This is a genomic window from Bdellovibrio sp. CKG001 (assembly GCF_055397465.1).
The window spans coordinates 3,320,369-3,342,358 of the sequence record NZ_AP029173.1 but is presented as its reverse complement, the minus strand read 5'-3'; the positions used below and the strand labels follow the sequence as shown (position 1 = coordinate 3,342,358).

Sequence of the window (21,990 nt, the reverse complement as noted above, 5' to 3'; positions counted from 1 at the left end):
ATGAAGTACTTATATTGGGTCGGCGCAGTTGCCGTGGTTGCATTGGGTGTGTATTTTTCCATGAACTTTCAGATTCAGGAAAGATCTATTCCGAAAATTAAATTCTCCCAGGTCGACATTCCGGAAAAGTTGGGCAAAGGGGTCTATGAGCGCCTTCGCATGGAGATCAAAAGCTCTCCGGTGGTGTTGTTGGGTGTGACGCCAAATCAAATTGAGGATCTGGAGTTGTGGAGAGGCTTTTTGGAAGCCAATCAGCAACAGGGTTCCAAGTACGACGTGATCGTAGTGGATCCGCAGCTTCCCTTCGTGGAGCTCTTTGCTTCAAATATGCGTCTGGATATCCAAAATGAAATGGATCGCTTTGTTGAGGGCATTAAAAATGCGCAAGCTCAGGGTTTGAGAGTTGCCGCGATAGTTCCTTACATCTATTCTTCGCAACTTGTGAAGAAGGGACCGGCCCTTCGTTTGAAGGAAGAGCACAAAATCGACGTCACCAGTTTTTCTGTGATGAAATTCCCCGTGACGCGCGAGCAGGAAGAAGGTTTCCTGCCCCTGTGTGAACTGGATGCCGGCCGTGATCTTGCGGGAACAGGTCATCTGGGCTGCATGGTTCGTGAGATTGCACGCAAAACGTATCGCAAGAAGTTTGAAGAAAATAAATACTCAGGAATGATGGAACAATCCGGCGCCAAAGACTACATCATCCTGCTAAACCGCAACGCCAGCCCTCGCTAAACCCAAAAGGTGCCTGCTGGGGCACCCTCCACAGGAGGGCCCACCCCAGTTTTTCTGGCTGACATGCGTTTGCTGAAAGGGAAAGAGTATGAAAAAGTTATTGGTTATTTTGAGTCTTTTCGCGGGTTTTTCTGTGGAAGCTCGCAGTGTGATGGAGCAGCCTTGGCAGACAGCTGATGGCAATCAGGTTGTTCGTTTCGTTGAGTTTAATGGCAAGCTGACTTTGAATACGCGCAGCTATTATTCCAACGGTGCTCCTTCGGACTATTTCTTTGAGTTCTATATGCCCGTGCGTGGGGATGTTCAGCCTGGCGAAACCCTGCAGGGGCGTCTGCGCAGTATCGATGGTTACTATGGCTGCGTGTTTGATGAACCCGCACAGGCCAAACTGACCACAGAAGGCACTTTGAAGCTGCATTATCCTCTTTTGACCTTCCATCGCGAAACCAGATCCGTGCGCGACGGAAATGGTGGTTATCATCATCGCCGCACAATTGATTGGAATGGCTGGGGTTGGGTCGAAAGTGTGTACCACTTTCCGGTTGAAAGATGGCGTGTGATTTCGTCTGAATGTGTGATTGTTCAAAGAAACTGGGTGACCAACGAGTTGTTCCCGGCGGCAGAAATGCCAGTGCCTCGTCCTCAATAAAGGAAAGTCTATGAAGAAGATCGCTGTCATTACCGGGGCAAATCGTGGTTTGGGTCTGGCTTTAAGTGAGGCCATGGCCCAGCGAGGTTTCAAAGTTCTGATGGCGATGAGAAATCCTGACAAAGCCCAAAAGACCTTGAACACTTTGACGATGAAGGGTCTGGATGTGGTTCCGATGAAACTGGATGTTTCGCAGGAAAAAAGCATCCACGACTTTGTGGAGGCGATCAAACGCGAGTACGGTTTTGTCGATGTATTGGTGAATAACGCCGGCATCCTGATAGACAGTGAAGATGGAGGTAATTCCTCGATCTTTAAGACCAAAGCCTCCACTTTGCAAAAAAGCTTTGCCACGAACACGATGGGGCCGTTCCTGTTAACACAGAAGATCTTTCCTTTGATGAAGCAGGAAGGTTATGGTCGTATTGTCAACGTTTCCAGCAATATGGCCCAGTTGTCAGAAAAGCAGAAATCTTCGGCTTCTTATCGTATTTCCAAAACAGCATTGAATATGGTGACCAATCTTTTCGCGTCGGAAGTGCAGGGTGAAGATATCTGTGTGAACTCAGTTTCTCCGGGTTGGGTGCGCACCGACATGGGTGGGCCCAATGCGGATCGTTCTCTCGATCAGGGAATTAAAGGTATCTTATGGGCAGCGACTCTTCCCAAAGGGGGCCCGAACGGCGGCTTCTTCCGCGATGGTGAGCCGCTGAGTTGGTAACTAATATTCGTATTCACTTCCGAAAATAACACCGACCGTGGAGCTTTCAATGGTGGTGCTTTCTTTGCCATAATAAAAGCCCATCGCAGACCGCAGGGATCTTGTCTTCCACGAATATCCCACCGATGTGTTGAAGTTCTGACCAAAGTAGTCCACATCAGATCCAAACCGGTGAGAGAAGCCACACAGCAGTTGATGGCCGTCAGCGGCCCCGTAGCGATAGCCAAAGCTTTGTGCGAAGGTGTAGCGATCCAGGTTGCCGGACTCTTCTGTGAAGGCCGAATCGGTTAAGAACTCGTGATTGCCAATCTTAAAGCCGTGTCCAATAAGCAGTTTGCCTTCTTCGTTGGTGACGGTGGCTCTGGCGCTCTGGCTTTCGCTCACCGTAAAGTCGCCGGGATTGGGCGAGCCATGGGTAAATATTTTGGCGGTGCCTTTGTTTAGATTGTACAAGGACAATCCTCGCGAATTGAAGTTCACGCCAAAGGTGTAGTGATCAAACTGAAAATGAGTCGAAAGTCCCAGAGCCACGTTCAGATTCTTATAATCGGATTTATTTTTTGAAATGACGTAAATGTCTTGAGCTGGATAGGAGCTTTCGCTGACACCGAAGGTTTTAACTTCGGTGTAGCGAGCCAAAAATTGGATGGCCAACGGAATGGATTTGAAGGCCATGGAATAGCCCGACACCATTCGGTTGATATTCGCTTCGGCATCAAAAGAGTTTTCATTGCTGTTTGATTCCCATGCAAACAAGCCTTGCAGTGTGTTGGCGACAAAGAACTCGTGAACCAGGCTGTCGCCCACCACCAGATTGCTCAGATAAGACGGAGCCAGTCCCAGAGAAGAAGAAAACGTCGAGCCTTCGCTTTTGGAATTAATAGAGCCAATCGAGTTGCCATTCAGGCTAAAGGCGTTGTCCTGGCGTTGGCGCAGAAGGCTGGGGTTGTAATAGGAAGCTGCTTTGGATCTGGTTGTGGCAACACCTGTATTGGCCATCATGCCTTCATAAAGGCCGACGGGCAGGGATTGCGCCAGAGCCGCAGAAGAGACAAAGCACAAGGTAAGGAGACAGGATAAAGCTCTCATTGTTATTGTTTTGTCAGGCGAACCTGACCGACCATGGCGTATTCGCCGAGTTTTGTTTGTTCATAAACGTTGCCCACCCAGATCTGGGTGTTTCCATTCAAAGGATAAATCTGAATATAGGCCGCATCAGCGCGAATATTGACGATCAGGGCCTTGCTGCCCGGAACCGTGACATAGTCGCGCAGCGGTCCGCTGGAGGTCTGTGAACGGCTGATGACTTTGCCGTTGTCCTTGTTTGTCAGGATGATCAGGGCGAAGGCGTCTTCTTTGTTTGGATTTCTTAGTCGTACATCCCAGGACATAAGCCAGTCGGATTTGTGTTTTTTACGATCAAAGAATGTGATTTCGCCGGAATAAACCCCCAGGATGAATTCTGAATTTTTGGTAGAGACAGCTGAGCTTTGGCGAAGAGAAGAAAAAAGATCCTTGATCTCCATTTTCTTCAGGTCCTCGAAAGCCTGTCTTTCATCGCGAACTTCCAATAGGGACTTTTCATGAACAATCCATTCGTTGACCTGCTTGGCAGGAGCGATGGGGGGTGCTGACGCCGGAGTCGGTTCTGACGGGAGTGGGCTTGAGGCTTGTGCTGTCGCCACTGTCGGACTTGTTGAAATATTACAGGACCCTTCAAGAGTGTCGGCGCTGGTGGCCTTAAACGCCAGCTTTACGCCCAGATCGGCCAAAAAAACGGTGACGATCTTTCCTAGTATCTCGTCGGCCTTCTGATAGCGTTCTTCCAGTGATTTGAGGTTTTGATACTCTTCGAAATCCTTCTGGGTCAAAGCCACCAGATCGGTACTGATTTTATTTTTCACTTCTTCCAGGTTGGAATTTTGCGGAATTGATTTCTGGCCCGCCTTGTAAGACCCAAACGCCACGCCGAAAAGAACAAGGACAGCAAGAATTGCTTTTGTATTCATGCCTCAATGGTACGTCCCGTGATCTGAAAAAGAAAATAAAAAAGCCATCTCCGAAGAGATGGCTTTGATGCGTCGGTGACTTAACCTTTTAGAAGATCTCGTGCGCCAAGGGACGACGAGGAGCTCGGAAGTATGTGCGCGGAGAAAGATCCAGCAGGTCGCTCAGCTTCTGCATGTAAACGCAGGCATAACGATCCAGTTGATACGCGAAATAACTTTCTTCGTTTCCGGCTCTCATCAACTGACCCCAGTTGCCATTGTACATGGCCTGTTGTTTTTTGATCAGCTGGCTGATTTGAGCGTCGATTTCCGAGATTGTCTTTTGCAAAGTTTCAATCTGCGGTTCGTTCGCGGGAACTTCCTTTTCGATCTTGCGGGTCATGATGTCGGTCAGTTCATCTTCCAGCGGCTCTTTCTTTTTCATCAGAGCCTCGATTTCCTGATTGATCGGTTCGGCCTTTTTGTTGTTTTCAACTTCAACATCCAGCTCTTCGATCACCATCGCGGTTCTCCAGTTGCAATCCTTCTTCAAGCGAAGGATGTCACCGTAGATATGGTCCCCGACATAAAGGATGTCATCCCCGTCAAGACCCAGGTCAGATGTGAACTTCTTGGCGTTACCACCCTGATAGATCCCCGGAGTCAGTTTGCCTTCCATGTTGGTCATGGAACCGTCCACCGGATTTACAATCAGATACTTCTGATTTTCATAGAAGAACTTCGGCTTGGAGGCAAAAGTGATCACGAATTCAAAAAGATCCGCCCAGGACTTGTGTTCCTTCAGGAACGGCTGAATCGCATAATCCAGCAACAGCTTCGTGTAGTGGAAGTCCGAGTTCGTCAGAACGAAGATCTTTTTGCCGTGACGGCGGAACTTTTCCAACGTGGCCACCAAAGTGGGGTCCTTGATGATGTAGTGATCCAGGTTCTGTTTCACAACGTCTTTCAAAGAACCATCGCGATGGGCTTCATCCAAAGCATCCAACACGTCATCGGCGATCTGTGCGTATTCAGGATACTTGTTGGTCGTGTCGGTGTCCTTCAATTCCACGATTTGGGCAATCAGGTTCGCCAAAGAGATGGAGAAGGATGTATCCACCGCCAGATAGTCGGAGTTGGATAAATCGATATAAGTGGATTTGTAAAGCTTTTGATGGCTTTTGAAATCCAGTGGCTTCAAACCATGGTAGCTGGCGCGAATGGCCGTGTAGCGATTCAGCTTCAGCAGATTTCCCATTTTACGGTCAATGACAAGACCACGGATCGCAAAGTTATAGTCGAAAACCAGCTTGCGCAAAGTTTCCGGATAGCCGCGTTTCACCAGTTTGTCGATCATGGTGGTGTGGGACAGGCGCTCAAAGTTTTCGCTATTATAGCGAACGAGCGTGTGGTCCATGTCCACGCCGATGTAGCGGATTTTTTTCAAATTCAGGGTTCTGTTAACAAATACTTTTCCAGGCATATTTCGTTTCTTATCTTTCAGTAGGGAGCTGGAGGTCATTCCAAAGAAGCATGCCCCCTTGCATATTAAATACTTCTTCAAATCCGTTCATTTTGGCAAAGGCCGTGGCTTTGGCAGAGCGGGCTCCGCTGCGGCAGATAAAGACAACCGTCTTATCCTTCGGCAAAGTGCCCAGTTGCTCAGGGAGAGTGTCCAGAACCATCAAAGAGGAACCAGCAACGTGACCCAATTCACCCACGTATTCTTCGGGTTGACGAACATCAATCATCACCACGTCGTTCTTCTTTTGTAGAAGTTCGGCGGGGCCGATATCGTAAACACCTTCATAATGAGGATTCTCAGTTTTTGAATCGAAGCTGACATATTTCACTGTCATGATTTCCTCCGGCACCAGAGCCAAGACTCTAACCATAACATCTGCCGGAAAAGACAGCAAGAACCAGTCCGGCTCGGCGCAGGGCAGATTTAGGTCCTAAGTGGTTTAGGACCTGAAAATCAATTGGAAGCAGATGGCAGAACCGGGGTGGCCGCAGAAACGCAGCGGAAGCCCAAATGGGCGGCTGAATAAGACGCACTGTTATCCAGATCGACAGAGAAAATCCCTGTTTGCGTGCCGTTGTAGAGACTGCCGCCACGGGTGACCGCTCCGCCAGGAGCGTTGATCCAGGCATGGCCCATTCCACAGAAGTCATTTGAGTTGGGGTCGGAGCACAGCAGGTTGGAAGGTGGCGCGAACAATGTGGTGAAAGAATCAGCCTGTGAGATCAGTTCAGATATGTAGGTGTTCGCAGTGGCAGCCCCTGCAGAGTAGTCGTCCTTGGTCCATTCCCAGGAATTGCCAGCGAAGTCCCAAATGACTTTTCCCGTGGACAACTGGTGAGTGCGACGGTTTTTATGCCATAACGTTGGATTGCACACGGCATCCAGGGCGGCTTGGCTGTCTGGGGTTGAGTCCTCGTCCAAATCCAAGCCAAAGCACGGATGATCGTCGCCCCCCGCGGCCAGCAGCCATCCGAAGTCATCATTAAAGTGCCCACGGTTCAGCGCGCCCGAAGCCACGGCACCGGAGCTCCAATTCGTTGATACAGACGCCAGATTCTGTGCCAGCTGATTCCACTGCGCATTCGAAATCAAATCGTAATCCGCACCCAGTGCTTGGCACGCGGCAATGGCATCACTGCGATTGATGGAACCCCAGGGGCTGCCTCCAGCCTGGGATGTGGCCACGGAGCCGACATCTTTCATTTCATATTTTGCCACACAGAATCCCGGAGGAGGCGATCCGGCTGGCGCGGGAACATAAACATAGTTTTCGGGGCAGGAATAGATGGTTTCTTCGATGACATCATCAGGGTTTTTGCTGCCGTCTTCCTTTTTCAGATCCAGTGTACAGGAGGACAAAAGCAGAAAGGCAAAGCAGAATGGCAAGATAGGCAGAGTACGTTCAGTCATGGCAAACTCTTCGGAATCTCTTAATAAATATTAAAGAGTGATGTGACGAGAGTTTAGGAGATGTAGGAAAATATTCGCAGGATCGTCTCTGGTTGAGACGATCCTGAAGAAGCTGTTGCTTTACCAGATTTGAACGCGTTCTTTTTCCGGCAGAGTCATGGGATCGCCAGCCTTGCACTGAAAGGTTTCAGCAAACGCCGGCTGCTGCTTGATCTGTTCATTGATGCGCGCCGGACCCGAGGAATGGGGGTCGGTTTTGCGCAGTAAGGCCGCATTGTCGGGGCGGATGACTTCACACCACAGGCGACCATAGGCGACGAAGAAATCTTTCTTGTCTTTTTCAGAACCTTTTCCGTCCGGGAAGGCGGCATTGTAGGCAAAGGTCACGCCCACCAGATCGGCGACATTTTCACCCAGGGTCAGTTTGCCGTCGTGACCTATTCGATTGAATTGATCGATCATTTTTTGCCCGCGCAGGTTGAACTCCATGATGTCTTTGGTGGTCATCCACTGTCGTAGGCGACCTTCGGAGTCGTACCTGGAGCCACTGTCATCAATTCCGTGACCCAGTTCGTGGCCGACGACAGCTCCGACGGCACCGAGATTTTCGATCACGGAACCGTCCTTGTCATAGAAAGGGTACTGCAAGATTCCGATGGGCAGAACGAACTTGTTTTCGTTGGGACTGTAGTAGGCATTCACGGTGAGAGGACTCATCGCCCAGGCATCCAGATTTGCGGGTTCACGCAGGTCCTGCATGGATTTTTCCCAGCGGGCCTGGCGACGCAAGATGCGGTTTTTGATGGCATCTGTTTTTGAATATGTTTTCAACGGCAGGAAATCCCATTCGCGCTCATTGTGAGGCTTGACCAGCTGCAATCGGGCCACTCGAATCTTGGCCAGGGCCTCTTTCTTGGCGTCTTTGGTTAGCCATTTGTTTTTTTCTAATCCTTGCAGAATGCTGGTGCGTACGCGAGAGGCCACCTCATGGACCTTGCTTTCGTCAAAATTAGGAAACACCTGATCTATCAGAGCTGCATCCAGTTCCTTGGAAAACATGCCGCTGACCGCAGAGGTGCAGCGTTCCTGGCGAACGGGTCGGACTGCCGGGCCACCGAAGTATTTTTTTTCAAAATCAAAGAAGGCCTGGAACATTTTTGGATAGCCGTCATCCATCGTGTCCGGCAACGCACGTGTCAGCAACAGATCCTTCCAGACTTGCAAAGGACGTTTGGGAATCTCCGTGTTCAGGAAGTCCAGGGATTCGGGGATCGGTGTGCTGATCAAAAGTGATTCCGGGATATTTTTGAATATCAGATCCAGTTTTAGATTCGGATATTTCTTAGCCAGGTCCTTCTGGGAGGCCACTCGTTTTTCGCTCCAGCGCTGGTGGCGAACGGCGGTGACAGGATAGATTTTGACAAAGTCTTTTTCCAAGGCGATCAGTGCCTGGGCCCGGGTTTTGGCCTCGTCTTTTTTGATTTTCGGATCAATGGTTTGGAAGAACTGAATCAGGATACTTTCATAGTCCTTCATCAAGGCTTCTTGCTCATAGTACTTGTGATCAGGAAGATCCATCAGATTGGCCTGCATCATGGCATCATTCTTCTTTGGATCATCCAGATTGTTTGAGGGCCAAAGGCGAACCAGTCCCTCTTTTCCCTGAGGAAGAAGGGCATGGGCATAGCTCACCAGATCATCGGTGGATTTGATTTTGGCCATTTCTGCCAGAACTGCTTTCACGTTGGCTTTTTCTGCTTTGGCTTTGGCAGAGGAGTTCATGCAGGCCATATAGAAGTCACGTGCTTGTTCGGTGCGGGGGTCCAGATTCTTCTTTTTGGGAAGCTCCTTCATGAACTTCATTTGAATTTCAAGAAGACGCTCGCGGGAATCACTGAAAGCAAAAAGGTGGCGGCTGCGGTCATCGCGCAATTTGAAGGAGCTTTCTGCTTTGGAGCAAACATACTTGTGGAAATCCTCGCAGGGATTGACGTCCGTGTTGACAGGAAACTCCCGCTTGGCCGGGATGACAGAGCTGGGGGCGGTTGTTTTGGGTGTGGCAGCGGCCATCAATGGCACGGTCAACAACGTCGGCAGTAGGAGCTTCATCATCAGTAACAATCCTTTGTTCGTTTTTTCGAGATTCAATCGTACCCGGCAAATAGGGTCATTTAAAGCATTTGATCGGCGGCGTTAAGAAGAACGAAGTTGGCAAGACAAGAGGCCAGATGTAAACCAGACTAAAGGGGGAAAGATGAAACGTTTTCTGATGTTGCTTGTGGCAACGATGGCTCTGACCGCTTGTAAAACTGTTCAAATTGAAAATGGTGAAGTTCCTGATGAATACCTGGCGCGCGCCAAAAAGCTGGAAGGTGTTTATCATGGATCTTTCGAGGGTCGTTCCGGCCAGTTGACCATCACCTTTGAAGGCAATAAGCCGCTGCTTCTGTATAAGGACTCCCGAGGGGAAAGTTTGCTGGCGTCCCAGTGCCAGTCTTCCATCAACAACCTGAAGTGGGCTTACGTCACCCGCAAAGGTGCGGTGGAAAGTGTCGGGTTCTATTTCGATCCGGGTCTTTGCATGATCGATGGACGTGAGGTTCAGTTGTCCTTCAGTAAAGACTATCGCACGATTCGCCTTTCTTTGTTGGAGCGTCGGTACATGGAAAGACGCTGCCGTTGGGAAGGTGGCGGTCCCAACTTCCCGCCAAGAGAAGTCTGTGAGTTTTACCAGAACGATATCAATCTTTACGGTAAGTTCTCTCGCTAATTCGCTTCATGGCAAATCCTTCCGTCGATCTATCACCTGAACAAGCTGCCGCCCTGGATCTTTTAAGATCCGGGGAAAATGTCTTTTTGACCGGTGGGGCGGGCAGTGGAAAAAGTTTTCTGATTCGTCAGTTCATGCGTGAACTGGATGCGAAAGAAATGCCCATTCTGGCCAGCACCGGGGCCGCCGCAGTTCTTTTGGGTGGCCGGACCTTCCACAGCTTTTTTGGCTTGGGTATTATGGAAGGCGGTGCCGATGCGACGTATGAGCGCGCTTCCAAAGATAAACGTCTGATGTCGCGTCTCAGAAAAGTCGAAGGTGTGATCATCGACGAAATTTCCATGATCCCCGGTCAGGCCCTGATGATTGCGGAAGCGCTGGCGCAACGGGCCCGGGAATCCAAACTGCCTTGGGGCGGTATGCGAATCATCACTGTGGGTGATTTTGCACAATTACCTCCCGTCACACAGAGTGGGGCGCGGGACTGGTGTTTTTTAAATGGTGTGTGGGAAGCCAGTGGCTTCCAGACGGCGATTTTGTCCCACAATCAGCGGGTCTCGGAAAATTTGTTTTTAGATGTGCTCAGTGATGTTCGCCATGGGCAGGTCACAGAGCGAGTTCGCGATTTTTTGAATGATCATGTGCAGACTCACGATGAAGACGATCCAGGCACCCGATTATTTCCTCGCAAGATCAACGCCGAAAAGTTCAACGAAAAAAAACTCTACGAAATCGACGAAGAGGAGGTGGTGATCGAATCGGTATACACCGGTTCTGAACGCCACATTCAAATGTTGAAGAAAGCTTCGCCCATCGCGGAAAAGCTGATTCTGAAAATTGGTTGCCAGGTGATGTTCCTGCAAAACGATCCGCAACGCCGTTGGGTGAATGGCACCCGCGGGACGGTGACCGATATCACGTCTGATCAAGTCACGGTTCGCAAAGAGCGTGGTCGCGAAGTGCAGGTGTCCAAGTCATCTTTTGCTTTGCAGGACGCCGAAGGCATGGTTATGGCCCAGGTGGAGCAGTTCCCGCTGACTTTGGCCTACGCCACGACCATCCATAAAAGCCAAGGAGCGACGCTGGATGATTTGTGGTGTGATCTCAGTCAACTGTGGGAACCGGGTCAGGCCTACGTGGCGCTCAGTCGCCTGCGCAGCGCCGAGGGGCTTCATCTGATTGGTTGGAATCCACGATCCATCATCGTGGACCCGAAAGTTTTGCAGTTCTATAAGCAGTTTGAAGGTTTGTAATGCGTTTATTAAGTGCAGTTCTTGTGACCGTGTTTTCCTCTGTGTCGTATGCTATTTATTTTCCTTTGCCAGCGGGGCATCGAGAAGCCTTTATGGGTAATGCGGGCGGAGCAATGGAGTCTTCGCCAGGAAATGCCTTGTACAACCCTGCGGGTCTGGGGTTTCGAGCAACGAACAAGCTGTCCCTTTCCGTCAGTGGCACCGCCTTAACTCAGCATGAAATGAAAAGTGGTAAAAGCGATTTGAGTCCAGGGGACTATTCCGTGCGACCGTTGATGGCGTCGGGCATCTATCCGACCTCATGGGGAACGGGTGCTGTTTTTGTGACAAGTCCGATGATGCTAAGTCTTAATGGCTTGCTGAGGGCTCCAAGTGGCGCCTATGACGTGTCCTCTTTAACCAGTTTGGACAGCCAGGTCTTGAAGGTGGGGGCGGCCTTTGGCTCCTCCCGAAGCGAGAATTTTGCCTGGGGAATTTCTTCAGGTTTGCAGCTGGGAAACTCTCGATCTCACTCCTATACCAAACTGCGCACCGGGGGAAACCTTTATGCGACGATGTTCACGGAAACGGAAAGTAGAATAAAAGGAGTTTTTGTTTTACCTGGCCTGCAGTTTAAACCTGTCGCTCAGTGGACGGTCGGACTTTCCGCGCAGCTTATGCCGGTTTTGTTGGAGTCCACGGCTGTGGACTATACAGCGGTGCATGCCGTGGCAACGCCAAATACGGTGAATGAAGAAACCGTGTCCTACCAACCAGTCGGGGATTCTCCATACTGCGTGCGTTTGGCCAATGGATTTAATTTGCTGGCAGGAAATGATGTTTTTATTGATGTCACCTACACTTCAGAATCGACGACGAAGGACGCCGACGGGCAGGTTGAAAGTGACGAGGCCTTTTTTGTCTATTCTGTTGGATGGAGAAATAAGAGTTTTGAATCCTGGCAGCCAATGGCGGGTTACAGTCATTCTGCGACCGGCAATGTGACCAACCACTTAAGCAGCGCCGGAGTGGCGTTTGTGCGTGGACGAAGTGAGTTGATTTTAGGTGGCTACTATATGACGTCTGTCCCTAAGGAAGCCAATAACACTTTGGACTATTCAAGTTACGGATTTATGTTTTCCAGTAATGTGGCTTATTAAAGTATCCACATCAGATCGCGCAACATCCCGATCACCAGTATAATCAGCAATGTTTGTACGACCAGCGCCACATAGAACCAGGGCGATAGTTTTTTCTGCGGGGCTTTTTCCACGGCAGTCCTCATAGTTGTAGGTTACGAGTGGCTGATGTTGATACTGGAAACCACGACATGTTTAGTATCGGTTGTTTTTGAAAATGTGAATATCCCCTACATAGATGATCCTGCATTATGAATGAAGTGTAATAAAAGATGTCTAAATATTTGATATTCCTAAATTTAATCATGCTTGAATAAGCTTAAAAATAGGGCTACTGTCAGCACCATCAAAGTAAATATGGAGGACTCATGGCTCAGATCACAGAGCAAAATCCTGTAGGACTTAACGGGGTGGATTTCATCGAATATTCCGGCCCTGACGCTCATTTCTTCGAACAAGTTTTCAAGCGTTATGCTTTTAAAGAGGTGGGCCAGGTTCATGGCAAAAACATCAAGCTTTTCCGTCAAGGTGACATCAACTTCATCTTGAACTGTGAGCCTCAAACTTTCGCAACTGACTTTGCCAAACTTCATGGCCCCTGCGTTTGCGCGACAGGTTTCCGTGTTGTGGACGCTGAGCATGCTTTCAAAACAGCTGTGGCTCGCGGGGCGCGCCCTTACGAAGGCAACGATCATCAAAAAGGGGCAACACCTTTTCCGGCGATCTATGGCATTGGGGATTCTTTGATCTACTTCATGGACCAAAAGAATCAGGATAAACTTTATAACGAAATCTTCCAGGTGAAGCCGGAAGACAAAGCGCCTGCGGGCGTGGGTTTCACTGTCGTGGATCACTTCACGAACAATGTGCCTAAAGGTGAGATGAACAAGTGGCAAAAGTTCTATGAAGATGTTTTCGGCTTCTATGAAGCAAAATTCTTCGATATCCGCGGCAGCAAGACGGGCCTTTTGTCTCGCGCGATGAGATCTCCATGTGGCAAGTTCTCGGTACCTATCAATGAGCCGACAGAAGACAAGTCCCAGATTCAGGAATATCTGGATGAATATAAAGGTTCCGGTATCCAGCACATCGCTTTGCTGACGAACGATATCAATTATTCTTTGGAATCCTTGAAAAACAGTGACATTCAGTTCCTGACGCCGCCTCCGCATGCTTACTATGAAATGATTCCAGAGCGTGTGCCAGGTGTGACCGAAGATATTTCCCGTTTGGAAAAGAATGCGATTCTGGTGGACGGGGATAAAGAAGGCCGTTACCTGCTTCAGATTTTCACCAAAAATACTTTTGGTCCGATCTTCTACGAATTGATTCAGCGTAAGGGCCATGATGGTTTTGGTGATGGAAACTTCCAGGCCCTGTTCGATGCGATAGAGCGTGACCAGCGCGAACGCGGTTATTTGACGTAGGTGATTTATGGATATGATTCGCTCTGTTCCTGTTCCGGCTTTGGGTACCAAGCTTTCGGCTGAAGAGGCCGTGAGGCTGGCTATCAGTGAGGCCTACAAAGGAGCCACGCGAGTCAGTCCGAATCCTTTGGTGGGGGCCGTGATTCTGGATGCTCAAGGCGGCTTTTTGTCGGCCGGGTATCATGAATTTTACGGCGGCCCTCATGCCGAAGTGAATGCACTGAAAGATCTGAAGCCCGAACAACTTCAAGGGGCTCACGCTTTTGTCACTCTAGAGCCCTGCGCCCATGAAGGAAAGACTCCCTCCTGCGCGAAGATGATGGCAAAGCTGCCGTTAAAGAAAGTGACTTTCGGTTTGATTGACCCCAACCCGTTGGTGGCAGGTCAAGGGGCCGAAATTCTTCGTCAGGCGGGTATCGAGGCGGAGGTGTTCTCTTCTGCAGACCCTGCCTTGGATGCAAAGCTGAAGCTGGCGTTGGAAGAAGTTTGTGAAGCTTTCTTGTGGAACTTCCGACAGAAGAAAGTTTTTGTGTCTTTGAAGATGGCCTCCAGTCTGGACGGTCAGGTGGCCTTGAAATCAGGTGAAAGCCAGTGGATCACAGGTCCTGAATCCCGTGAATATGTTCACTATATCCGAGCCTGCCATGACGCCATTTTGGTCGGTAAGGGCACCATTGAATTCGACAACCCGTCTTTGAACATTCGGCATCCCACGATCAGCAAAAAGAACAAAGTTGTGGTGATCGACGGAGAGGCCGAGTTGCTGGGGAAGTTTGCGCACCTGAAGTTGGCGGATGTCCATGATCCGGCCGATGTTTTCTGGTGTGTGGCCGAAGAGCTTCAGGAGAAAGTCGAAGCTCTTCTCCAGTCCTTGGTAAGAGCCCCTCAGATTGTCTATGTGAAAACTCGTGTTGGCGGGGATCTGGATTTGCAGGATCTGCTGGCGAAGCTTTATTCAAAAGGCATCCGGTCTGTGATGGTGGAAGGTGGTGCCTTTACGGCAAGCTCCTTTATCAAAGAAGCCCTGGTGAATCGTATCTATATGTTCCAGGCGCCGATCATCATGGGTTCGGGCGGGGCGCGTTCGTGGACGGAAACTATCCGGATCAGCGCCATGGCGGACAAACTACAGATTCGCAACCCTCGTTATCTGACTTTCGGTAACGATTTCATGATTACGGGGACCTTTTAAACCCTTCCGTACTTTTAATAGTGCAACCTCTACAAAGATGCTAAAACGATTCCTATTGGAAATCGGCTGCTTATTCGGGGGAGTGATGGAGCAAAATGCGCAGAAACTGGACTATCGTTGGGTTCGCTCTGACAAAGGGGCGTTAGCTGGCGTTTGTAAGGGTTTGGGCGATGCTTTAGGTATTGAAACATGGATGCTGCGCGTCATTTGGTTGATTGCAGTTCTCTGGTTCGGCACTGGGATCTTGTTTTATTTGATCCTGGCGATCTGTTTGCCCCGCGTCGACAGACTGGACCAAGCTCTAGATAGAAAGCTCCTTGGAGTCTGTGCTAGAATAGCTAAACGATACCAGATTGAGGTGGGGATCGTAAGAACGGGATTTGTTCTGTTTTTACTGGTCACCTTCGGAGCCGCGATTCTGGGATACGGCCTTTGTTACTTCTTAATTCCCAAGGCCGATGAATCCGCAAGTCGCTCAAAGAGCGCAGGAGTATTTTAATATATATGGGTGATGACAGTAGTAGGTCGATCGTAAAATCCCTTAAAAACGAATGGTCTTTGTTTTTGGAGGCTTTCCAAGGCGAAGACAATGAAGCAGAAACAAAATCAAAAGACTCACAAGATGCGTTCGCCAGCGGGCAGTTGGAAGTTCTGGATCTGGATCAGATCCGGGAAATGACCAAAGCCTTGGTGGAGGATCGCAAAAAACTCAATCAAAAGCTTGAATCCCTGTCCAAAGAGATTGATTTGAACTCAGCCAAACTGGAAAGTCTGCGTTTGGTGGGTGGTCCAGAGGACGAAACCATGAATCGTATCAACGAACTTCATGATCTGGGGCAAAGCATGGCTCAAGCCCTGCAAAAGTTGGATAAGAAACTAAGATCCATCCGGGAACAGGAAGATCGATTGAATGAGGAGCTTCTGACATCCTAATGGGATGGTGGGGGCTTCTTCCTTTGGTGGCGATGGCGGACTTTGCTTTTACGGGCAAGGTCCTGAGCCTGCAAAAGAATCCATTGAAAAACAACTATCTGGTGACGATGGCCACGATATCGACCCCTTTGGAGGTTGATAAAGGGGCGGACTATCGTTGTCTGCAAAAAGCCTTAAAGTCGCAAGAGGTTGTGGAATTCACGTTTGATGCAAAGTTGATGAAGATCCGCTCGTGCAAAACCCCCTAGGCATTTGATAAAGACCCGTATTTGGATTTGGACCTTTTTGAACAGCCTATTGGTTTGGAGTGCGCTTCTGGAACTCTTTCCATTCACGCAATTTACGAATGCTTTGTTGAAGGACGGTTTCCAGAATAACCAATTCCTTCTTCGTCGGTGTGTTTTGTAAAAGCATGCGGCGAAGAACTGTAAAGACGTTGATCTTTCTTTGGCGAGTCAGATCAAAGCCCATTTCTTCCAGCCAGGTTTTGAGTGTCTGTTCGGGATTGATGCCTTCAATGCCCTGAGGAACCCGGCGAACTTTACCGCCATCCAGCTTGGTGCGGTTGCCGCCCCATGCTCGACGCAGCCCGAACATCCCCAGCAGAGTGGCTTGAGCCAGATTCAAACTCCAGTTTTCACCAAACGTCGGAATGCAGGCGCAGAAGTTGGCCAGTTCCAGATCTTCTCCGGCAAGGCCCCAGTCTTCCGGTCCGAAAATCAGGTGCACAACGTAGGGAACATCACTTGAAATTTGGAATTGCGGGGACTTGGTGGCGATGTCCTGAAAGACCTCTTCCATGTCACGGACCTGACGACCTTTGCCATCACGAGCGGTGAAGGCGACCTTGATGCTTTCCGGCTCTTTGGCCAAGAAATCGTCCCAGGAGCTGTACACCGTGCGGTTTTGCAAACCTGTTTGTCCGGTCGCGGCCGCCTGTTGTGCTTCATAGGTCAGTTCGCATTTGGGGTCGATCAGAATCAACTTTTCAACACCCATGTTGCTCATGGCTCTGGAGGTGGCGCCAACATTGCGCTCATAGATTGTGCGAACCAGAACAATGCGAACTTCAAAAGGACGTTTCATCTAAAGGGCTCCCGCCAGTACCAGCCCGTCGGCGATCAGACCGCTTGTTTTCTCATCTTTGGAGGCAAGCTGGGACAGATCTTTTTCAAGCTGGGTTTTGAGTGAAGACTGTGGAGCTCGTGCCAGCACCAGCTCCAGAGCTTCCAAATACAACAACCAGTCTTGCGGGGCCACTGTTTTGTGTTCGGCCAGAAGCTTTTCCAAGGTCGTCGTCAAAGCCTCGCCCTGAAGTTTGTCTTCGCGAGCCTTTCTCAAAGCTGCATACAGACCCTGACGTTTCAGTTCAAGGTCCGAGTACTTGGGAGCGGGCACACGTTTGGCGACAAAATCCGTGGTTTCGCCATAGGCTTCGCGATCGGCCGGACCACCAAAGACTGACACCACGCTGGAACCCACGGCCATGTCAAAGGTGCCCCATTCAGGAGCAAACAAAACACGGTCCTGCAATTGGGCCGAAGCCTGAGTCAGGCTGATAAGAAGAGTCTTGCCATCACGAGTGATGCGGGACTGAACCTCGCCCGTCACCACCACACCGGAAGTGAATTCCAGGTGCACGGTTTTTCCGGGGGCCACATTCAAAGACAACCATTCAGCGTCAGTGAAAGTGGACGGACATTGGCCCGGATGAGACTTCAGGAAGCCGATGGGAGTTCCAAATCCATGCGCATGATAATTCTTGTCATGTCCGGAAAGTTCCGCATCCTGATAAGACAGTTGTGAAGGTCCTTGCAGGCGAAGATAGGCAACGCTTCCGGCAGAATCTGTGATGGCTTCAACGATTTGACCTGAAATCTGAATACCTGAATTAAGTTCCGCCGTATTGACGGATTCAGCCTGGATGGCTTTGTTCAGACCTTTGAGGCCTCCAACACGGAAGGCCATCTGATCAGCCATTTCATCCAGGACTTGCACCAAGTTTTTGAAATCGGTTGCCACAAACAATTGTGGTTGCGGCTCTGTGATGTCGTAGCTGGTCTTGATGCAGTCCACGGTCAGAGGGATTTTCTTAACTTTGGCACTGAGGCACCATTTCGATTCACCGACACTGGAAAGCAGGCCGGCACCAAAGATTTTGGGATTGTTCAGGTCCCCAATCAGGCCGTACTCTGCCGTCCACCAGTTCATGCGTGAAAGCTCAGATGCTTCGGAAATATGAGAAATACTTTTCCCCACTTTTTCCAGCCGCTCTTCCGCGGCTTTGACCTGCTCTGGTGTTGAGGCTGGATTTTCTTTGATATCGGAAAGATCACGGATGGCTTCGTAAAGATCCAGATCCTCTTTGCTGATGATAGCCTTTTTGGCCACCTGTGCATATCTGCGAAGGTAATCAGAAAACTCCGGATGAATCAGAATCGGCGCATGTCCTGCAGCCTCGTGAACAATGTCCGGGGCCGGCGTGTACAGCAAATGATCCAGCGTGCGCATGTCAGAGGCGATCGGTAGAACTCCCAAAGACTGCAGTTCCATGAAAGCGGCCGGCGGAATGAAGCCGCTCACTGGAAGAGCTCTCCAGCCGAATTCTTGTAATTTTTTGCTGACGTCTTCAATGCGTGGAATGCGTTCGATGTCGATCCCGGTTTTTGCCAGCCCTTCCACATAACATTCATGTGCGTGCTTGGATAAGAAGGCTTTGAGCTGGCGCAGAATATAGCGCCACACGGCCTGATCAATGGCCGTGTATTTTTCGTAGTTTTGTTCTACGACGTATTTTCTTAAGTGTGGCGGTAGAAAGTCCGTCTCCATGAATATTTACGCTCTCTTAAATGTCTTTGTCGTCTTTGGAAAGATAGTTCTGAACATAGTCGGCCACGGCTTTTTCCAAAGGCCATTTCGCGGGACTCATCCCCGCGGCCAGCCACTTGTCAGTTTTGGCTTCCGTGAAATACTGGTATTGACCGCGAATATTTTCCGGCATTTCCAGCCAGTTGATTTTCATGTCCTTACCCATGGCCTTAAACACGCTTCCCGCCAGATCCAGCCAGGTGCGCGGTTTTCCGAAGCCCATGTTGTAAACGCCATTGGCAGGTTTTTTATCCATCAGCTCGGCCATCCAGCCCGTGACATCTTTGACATAGACGAAGTCACGCATGAATTCGCCGTCTTTGTACTTGGGATCAGCGGATTTGAACAAACCCAATGCGCCGGTGTCTTTGATCTGATTGTAAGCTTTGAAAGCCACGCTGGACATCGGACCTTTGTGGTATTCGTTCGGACCAAACACGTTGAAGAATTTCAAACCATACCAGTGTGGCGGAGTTTTAGTCTGTTTCACCGCCCAACGGTCAAACAGAACTTTGGATTCGCCGTACAAGTTCAGTGGACGAAGTTTTTCCGGGTCGGTGGTGTCGTCAAAGCCCAACTCGCCCGCGCCATAGGTTGCCGCACTGGAAGCATAGATCATGGATTTGCCATGCTCGGCACACCATTCAAAGATTCTTTGCGTGTAGTGGGTGTTGTTTTCCCATAGGAAGTCCTTGTTGGTTTCAGTCGTGGAAGAACAGGCCCCCATGTGAATGATCCAAGTGACTTTCTTTTTGGCTTCATCGGTTTCAAGAAAAGGCCAAAGCTCATCCTTTAGCAGGAATTTGGAAATCTTTTGTTTGCGAAGAAGGTTGCGTTCGCCCAGACCCACAGAGTCCACGGCGACCACATCGTTGAACCCCTTTTGGTTGAGTTCCCACACCATCACACTGCCAATAAAACCGTTTGCACCTGTTACGATAATCATAGTGATTTTAAGGTATTACAGGCTCTGGGAAAGCTCAAGGCCGGGGGCGTTGTTTAGGGCCTTGGCGAATAGGAAAAAACTTCCAAAATACACCGCCGAAGTGCAACCAATTCGATCTGAGCGGGCATGGCCGTTGCTCTAGGAAAGCCGTCGGGTCGGAGGCTTTGAGTGCTCAGTTCAGCAAGGTTCTTTACAATCTCACTTTCCGTATTGGTTCTGGGGGCCAGCCTGTATTTATGGCGTGTCTCTGGCACGGAAGGCCGCGGGATTAAAACCACAGAAGACTATTGGGCAGAGACGGGACTGGGGCCGGCGGCTCTGGAGGATCTTTTGCAGGATCAGACCTGCAGCAGCTCGCAGCGCTACTTCCTGGCGTGTGCCAATTCCATTTTGACCGTTGCCAATCGCTTCAACCTCAGTCTTGGATTGAATGGCAAACTTGTGCCTGTTCACGAGTCATTGTCCGCCGACATGAGCTCTGAGAAGAAGCAACTGGAGCCTTGGCAGAAGTTCTTTGCCGAGAATACAGACAAGGCCGTGAAGATTTCTTTCCTGAAGGTGTGGAATGAGCTGCAGGAAGAGTACATACCTGAATCTCAGCGTGCGATGATGATCGGGCTGGGGTTGAATGGGTTTATCTCTGTTTTCCGCGATCCTCATACCTACTTCATGCCGGTGTCCCAGTTCCAAGAAGTGATTTCCCGTGCGGACAGTCGCTCTGTCAGTTTGGGGATCTCTCTGGGCACGGCCCATGGGAAATATGTCATTCGTAAGCTGACTGAAGGCAGTCCGGCCAAGCTGGCGGGCTTGCAAAAGGGCGATGTTCTGTTATCGATTAACGGCACTGAAGTGAAGGGCCTTTTGCAGGCACGTGTGTCGGAACTTCTGAAAGGCGAAGTTGGAGAGATCGTTAAGATCCGCGTTTTGCGAGATGGTGAAGAACTCAAGTTCCGTCTGCGCCGTCAGGAGATCACTATTGCCACGGTTTCAACCCGTGTGATTGAAGGCATTAAGCCCATTGCAGTGATCGGCATCAACAAGTTCGCCCGCGGGGCCTGCGAAAAAGTGAAAGAGTCGCTGGATATTTTAAAGAAATCCCATGTTCGTGGTTTGTTGTTGGATTTGCGCGACAATCCGGGTGGTCAGATGGAAGAAGCCGCATGCATTGCCAGCTTGTTTGTCGGACCGGATGAAAAAATCTTTGAAGTTCGTTACCTGGATCCCAGCAAAAAGGCAGAAGAATTTTATGGTGGCGAGGAAAAACGTTTTGATCTGCCGATGGCGGTGTTGATCAACGCGGCATCCGCCAGTGCTTCTGAGATCGTGGCGGGCGCCTTGCGTGATCTGAATCGGGCGGTGCTGGTGGGTGAACGCACCTTCGGCAAGGGCTCGTTCCAGGAGGGTGAGTACTGGTCTCAGAACAAAAAGATCGCCTTGTTTGAAACCAAGGGCTTCTATTATCTGCCTTCGGGCAGATCCCCGCAGATGAAGGGCCTTGAGCCTGACGTGGCGGTGAACTTTGAGGAGATCTCTGTGGTGCGTGAGGCGGAACAGTTCATTCATCCGCTGCGTGCACCGGAACGACAGATTCGTATGCTGGGGAAAGCTTTCGCCACTGGCGACTGTCTGGAGATGGAGGACGCAATGTCTTCTGAAGATATGCAAATGACAAAAGCACGACAGATTTTATTTTGCACAAAAGCGGTCGCTAGGGCAGGGCTATGATCACGACAAACCTTTTTAAGCATAAGTTTATTCCCGCAAAAAAGAAGTCAGACTTTCTGATGATTGTTCTGCATGGTCGCGGGGACAGCATTCGTCCGTTCTTTTCTTTTGATGAAGAACTGAATCTGCCAGAGATGAACTATCTGTTGCTGAATGCTCCCAGAAAGTTCCTGGATGGCTATACCTGGTATGGTGAGCCTCCCTTCCAGGGCCATGGGGTGATGAAGATTCGGGAAAAGCTTTTTGATCTGCTCAACGATCTGGAAAACCAGGGTTGGGACAGTCGTAAGATCTTCCTGTTTGGCTTTTCTCAAGGGTGCCTGATCAGTGCCGATGTCGGGTTGAACTATCCCAAAAAGCTGGGGGGTATTGTCGGCATCAGTGGCTACTTCAATTTCTATCCGCGCTGGCGTAATAATCTGTCCTTAGAGGCCAAGCAGACTCCGTGGTTGTTTACGCACGGTTATCAGGACGACATTCTGCCATTGGAAGAAACCAAATTTGGAGTGGAGAAGTTGAAAGACGCCGGGCTCAAGGTCCAGTGGGTTGAGATGGAAAAAGATCACACTTTGAAAGAAGAAGAGTATCCCATAATAAGACGCTGGGTTCGTGACCAACTTTCTGACCTCAGAAAAAATTAGATCCTTATGATGGCCGTCATGTAGTCCGCTATCCACCCCTCCGATGAGTTAGATGTTACAGAGATTTAACAAACCGGACCAAGGGGAAA

At 49.8% G+C, this 21,990-nt stretch carries 22 protein-coding genes; 13 read left to right on the top strand and 9 right to left on the bottom strand.

The window, feature by feature from the left end; translation table 11 throughout:
- The 3 genes from ACZ50P_RS15740 to ACZ50P_RS15730 all read left to right on the top strand — a co-directional run bounded on the left by ACZ50P_RS15740 (nucleotide 1) and on the right by ACZ50P_RS15730 (nucleotide 2,105).
- Entirely contained in the window at nucleotides 1-735 is a 735-nt protein-coding gene (locus ACZ50P_RS15740; protein ID WP_464118690.1) for a hypothetical protein, read from the top strand.
- Nucleotides 736-823: 88 nt separating this feature from the next.
- A complete protein-coding gene (locus ACZ50P_RS15735; protein WP_464118689.1) occupies nucleotides 824-1,384 on the top strand; it encodes a hypothetical protein in 561 nt (186 codons plus the stop codon).
- Between the two features lie 10 nt (nucleotides 1,385-1,394).
- Entirely contained in the window at nucleotides 1,395-2,105 is a 711-nt protein-coding gene (locus tag ACZ50P_RS15730) for an SDR family NAD(P)-dependent oxidoreductase (protein WP_464118688.1), read from the top strand.
- Here ACZ50P_RS15730 and ACZ50P_RS15725 read toward each other — a convergent pair whose 3' ends face one another.
- The 6 genes from ACZ50P_RS15725 to ACZ50P_RS15700 all read right to left on the bottom strand — a co-directional run bounded on the left by ACZ50P_RS15725 (nucleotide 2,106) and on the right by ACZ50P_RS15700 (nucleotide 9,140).
- A complete protein-coding gene (locus ACZ50P_RS15725) occupies nucleotides 2,106-3,107 on the bottom strand; it encodes a hypothetical protein (RefSeq protein ID WP_464132249.1) in 1,002 nt (333 codons plus the stop codon).
- Between the two features lie 89 nt (nucleotides 3,108-3,196).
- Nucleotides 3,197-4,114, bottom strand: a complete 918-nt coding sequence (locus ACZ50P_RS15720) for a hypothetical protein (RefSeq protein WP_464132247.1) — start codon at nucleotides 4,112-4,114, stop codon at nucleotides 3,197-3,199.
- A gap of 88 nt (nucleotides 4,115-4,202) precedes the next feature.
- Nucleotides 4,203-5,576, bottom strand: a complete 1,374-nt coding sequence (locus ACZ50P_RS15715; protein ID WP_464118685.1) for an HAD-IG family 5'-nucleotidase — start codon at nucleotides 5,574-5,576, stop codon at nucleotides 4,203-4,205.
- A 10-nt stretch (nucleotides 5,577-5,586) separates the two neighbouring features.
- The gene (locus ACZ50P_RS15710) at nucleotides 5,587-5,988 is read right to left on the bottom strand and encodes a rhodanese-like domain-containing protein (protein ID WP_464132245.1); all 402 of its coding nucleotides are present in this window, start codon (nucleotides 5,986-5,988) and stop codon (nucleotides 5,587-5,589) included.
- An 83-nt stretch (nucleotides 5,989-6,071) separates the two neighbouring features.
- Nucleotides 6,072-7,028 (bottom strand): hypothetical protein, encoded by a 957-nt coding sequence (locus ACZ50P_RS15705; RefSeq protein WP_464132244.1) that lies wholly within the window; start codon nucleotides 7,026-7,028, stop codon nucleotides 6,072-6,074.
- A 120-nt stretch (nucleotides 7,029-7,148) separates the two neighbouring features.
- Nucleotides 7,149-9,140 (bottom strand): M13 family metallopeptidase, encoded by a 1,992-nt coding sequence (locus ACZ50P_RS15700; protein ID WP_464132242.1) that lies wholly within the window; start codon nucleotides 9,138-9,140, stop codon nucleotides 7,149-7,151.
- Between the two features lie 142 nt (nucleotides 9,141-9,282).
- Here ACZ50P_RS15700 and ACZ50P_RS15695 point away from each other — a divergent pair, with 142 nt between their 5' ends.
- From ACZ50P_RS15695 to ACZ50P_RS15660, 8 genes are all read left to right on the top strand, one after another.
- Nucleotides 9,283-9,798: a hypothetical protein gene (locus tag ACZ50P_RS15695; RefSeq protein WP_464132240.1), complete on the top strand. Its 516-nt coding sequence runs from the start codon at nucleotides 9,283-9,285 to the stop codon at nucleotides 9,796-9,798.
- A gap of 8 nt (nucleotides 9,799-9,806) precedes the next feature.
- Nucleotides 9,807-11,051, top strand: a complete 1,245-nt coding sequence (locus ACZ50P_RS15690; RefSeq protein WP_464132239.1) for a DEAD/DEAH box helicase — start codon at nucleotides 9,807-9,809, stop codon at nucleotides 11,049-11,051.
- A complete protein-coding gene (locus ACZ50P_RS15685; protein WP_464132237.1) occupies nucleotides 11,051-12,190 on the top strand; it encodes a hypothetical protein in 1,140 nt (379 codons plus the stop codon). The genes ACZ50P_RS15690 and ACZ50P_RS15685 overlap by 1 nt, the downstream gene beginning before the upstream one ends.
- Nucleotides 12,191-12,537: 347 nt before the next feature.
- Nucleotides 12,538-13,596: a 4-hydroxyphenylpyruvate dioxygenase gene (gene hppD / locus ACZ50P_RS15680; RefSeq protein ID WP_464132235.1), complete on the top strand. Its 1,059-nt coding sequence runs from the start codon at nucleotides 12,538-12,540 to the stop codon at nucleotides 13,594-13,596.
- Between the two features lie 7 nt (nucleotides 13,597-13,603).
- Entirely contained in the window at nucleotides 13,604-14,788 is a 1,185-nt protein-coding gene (gene ribD, locus ACZ50P_RS15675) for a bifunctional diaminohydroxyphosphoribosylaminopyrimidine deaminase/5-amino-6-(5-phosphoribosylamino)uracil reductase RibD (protein WP_464132234.1), read from the top strand.
- Nucleotides 14,789-14,873: 85 nt separating this feature from the next.
- Nucleotides 14,874-15,287, top strand: coding sequence for a PspC domain-containing protein (locus tag ACZ50P_RS15670; RefSeq protein ID WP_464132232.1), 414 nt, complete (start codon nucleotides 14,874-14,876; stop codon nucleotides 15,285-15,287).
- A gap of 5 nt (nucleotides 15,288-15,292) precedes the next feature.
- Nucleotides 15,293-15,721, top strand: coding sequence for a hypothetical protein (locus tag ACZ50P_RS15665; protein ID WP_464118675.1), 429 nt, complete (start codon nucleotides 15,293-15,295; stop codon nucleotides 15,719-15,721).
- Nucleotides 15,721-15,969 (top strand): hypothetical protein, encoded by a 249-nt coding sequence (locus ACZ50P_RS15660; RefSeq protein WP_464132230.1) that lies wholly within the window; start codon nucleotides 15,721-15,723, stop codon nucleotides 15,967-15,969. The genes ACZ50P_RS15665 and ACZ50P_RS15660 overlap by 1 nt, the downstream gene beginning before the upstream one ends.
- A gap of 46 nt (nucleotides 15,970-16,015) precedes the next feature.
- Here the strand turns inward: ACZ50P_RS15660 and ACZ50P_RS15655 are convergent, their stop codons facing one another.
- From ACZ50P_RS15655 to rfaD, 3 genes are read right to left on the bottom strand one after another with little or no spacing between them, the layout of a single operon-like run.
- Complete coding sequence (locus tag ACZ50P_RS15655) at nucleotides 16,016-16,807, bottom strand: TrmH family RNA methyltransferase (protein WP_464132229.1); 792 nt, start codon at nucleotides 16,805-16,807, stop codon at nucleotides 16,016-16,018.
- Complete coding sequence (locus ACZ50P_RS15650; protein ID WP_464132228.1) at nucleotides 16,808-18,550, bottom strand: aromatic amino acid hydroxylase; 1,743 nt, start codon at nucleotides 18,548-18,550, stop codon at nucleotides 16,808-16,810.
- Nucleotides 18,551-18,566: 16 nt separating this feature from the next.
- The gene (gene rfaD / locus ACZ50P_RS15645) at nucleotides 18,567-19,535 is read right to left on the bottom strand and encodes an ADP-glyceromanno-heptose 6-epimerase (protein WP_464132226.1); all 969 of its coding nucleotides are present in this window, start codon (nucleotides 19,533-19,535) and stop codon (nucleotides 18,567-18,569) included.
- A gap of 168 nt (nucleotides 19,536-19,703) precedes the next feature.
- On the opposite strand from rfaD, the gene ACZ50P_RS15640 reads away from it, so the two are divergent.
- Together ACZ50P_RS15640 and ACZ50P_RS15635 are read left to right on the top strand one after the other, a co-directional pair.
- A complete protein-coding gene (locus ACZ50P_RS15640) occupies nucleotides 19,704-21,260 on the top strand; it encodes a S41 family peptidase (protein WP_464132224.1) in 1,557 nt (518 codons plus the stop codon).
- Entirely contained in the window at nucleotides 21,257-21,901 is a 645-nt protein-coding gene (locus ACZ50P_RS15635) for an alpha/beta hydrolase (protein ID WP_464118669.1), read from the top strand. Before ACZ50P_RS15640 ends, ACZ50P_RS15635 begins: the two co-directional genes overlap by 4 nt.
- Nucleotides 21,902-21,990: the final 89 nt, after the last annotated feature.

Excerpts from the sequence above, each read along its gene's own strand:
- ACZ50P_RS15725 (WP_464132249.1), bottom strand. The coding sequence starts at position 3,107 with ATGATGGCCAATACAGGTGTTGCCACAACCAGATCCAAAGCAGCTTCC.
- ACZ50P_RS15720 (WP_464132247.1), bottom strand. The coding sequence starts at position 4,114 with ATGAATACAAAAGCAATTCTTGCTGTCCTTGTTCTTTTCGGCGTGGCG.
- ACZ50P_RS15740 (WP_464118690.1), top strand. The coding sequence starts at position 1 with ATGAAGTACTTATATTGGGTCGGCGCAGTTGCCGTGGTTGCATTGGGT.
- ACZ50P_RS15715 (WP_464118685.1), bottom strand. The coding sequence starts at position 5,576 with ATGCCTGGAAAAGTATTTGTTAACAGAACCCTGAATTTGAAAAAAATC.
- ACZ50P_RS15735 (WP_464118689.1), top strand. The coding sequence starts at position 824 with ATGAAAAAGTTATTGGTTATTTTGAGTCTTTTCGCGGGTTTTTCTGTG.
- ACZ50P_RS15705 (WP_464132244.1), bottom strand. The coding sequence starts at position 7,028 with ATGACTGAACGTACTCTGCCTATCTTGCCATTCTGCTTTGCCTTTCTG.
- ACZ50P_RS15660 (WP_464132230.1), top strand. The coding sequence starts at position 15,721 with ATGGGATGGTGGGGGCTTCTTCCTTTGGTGGCGATGGCGGACTTTGCT.
- ACZ50P_RS15695 (WP_464132240.1), top strand. The coding sequence starts at position 9,283 with ATGAAACGTTTTCTGATGTTGCTTGTGGCAACGATGGCTCTGACCGCT.
- ACZ50P_RS15650 (WP_464132228.1), bottom strand. The coding sequence starts at position 18,550 with ATGGAGACGGACTTTCTACCGCCACACTTAAGAAAATACGTCGTAGAA.
- ribD (WP_464132234.1), top strand. The coding sequence starts at position 13,604 with ATGGATATGATTCGCTCTGTTCCTGTTCCGGCTTTGGGTACCAAGCTT.
- ACZ50P_RS15700 (WP_464132242.1), bottom strand. The coding sequence starts at position 9,140 with ATGATGAAGCTCCTACTGCCGACGTTGTTGACCGTGCCATTGATGGCC.
- ACZ50P_RS15655 (WP_464132229.1), bottom strand. The coding sequence starts at position 16,807 with ATGAAACGTCCTTTTGAAGTTCGCATTGTTCTGGTTCGCACAATCTAT.
- ACZ50P_RS15665 (WP_464118675.1), top strand. The coding sequence starts at position 15,293 with ATGGGTGATGACAGTAGTAGGTCGATCGTAAAATCCCTTAAAAACGAA.
- hppD (WP_464132235.1), top strand. The coding sequence starts at position 12,538 with ATGGCTCAGATCACAGAGCAAAATCCTGTAGGACTTAACGGGGTGGAT.
- ACZ50P_RS15685 (WP_464132237.1), top strand. The coding sequence starts at position 11,051 with ATGCGTTTATTAAGTGCAGTTCTTGTGACCGTGTTTTCCTCTGTGTCG.
- ACZ50P_RS15670 (WP_464132232.1), top strand. The coding sequence starts at position 14,874 with ATGGAGCAAAATGCGCAGAAACTGGACTATCGTTGGGTTCGCTCTGAC.
- ACZ50P_RS15710 (WP_464132245.1), bottom strand. The coding sequence starts at position 5,988 with ATGGTTAGAGTCTTGGCTCTGGTGCCGGAGGAAATCATGACAGTGAAA.
- ACZ50P_RS15635 (WP_464118669.1), top strand. The coding sequence starts at position 21,257 with ATGATCACGACAAACCTTTTTAAGCATAAGTTTATTCCCGCAAAAAAG.
- ACZ50P_RS15690 (WP_464132239.1), top strand. The coding sequence starts at position 9,807 with ATGGCAAATCCTTCCGTCGATCTATCACCTGAACAAGCTGCCGCCCTG.
- ACZ50P_RS15730 (WP_464118688.1), top strand. The coding sequence starts at position 1,395 with ATGAAGAAGATCGCTGTCATTACCGGGGCAAATCGTGGTTTGGGTCTG.
- rfaD (WP_464132226.1), bottom strand. The coding sequence starts at position 19,535 with ATGATTATCGTAACAGGTGCAAACGGTTTTATTGGCAGTGTGATGGTG.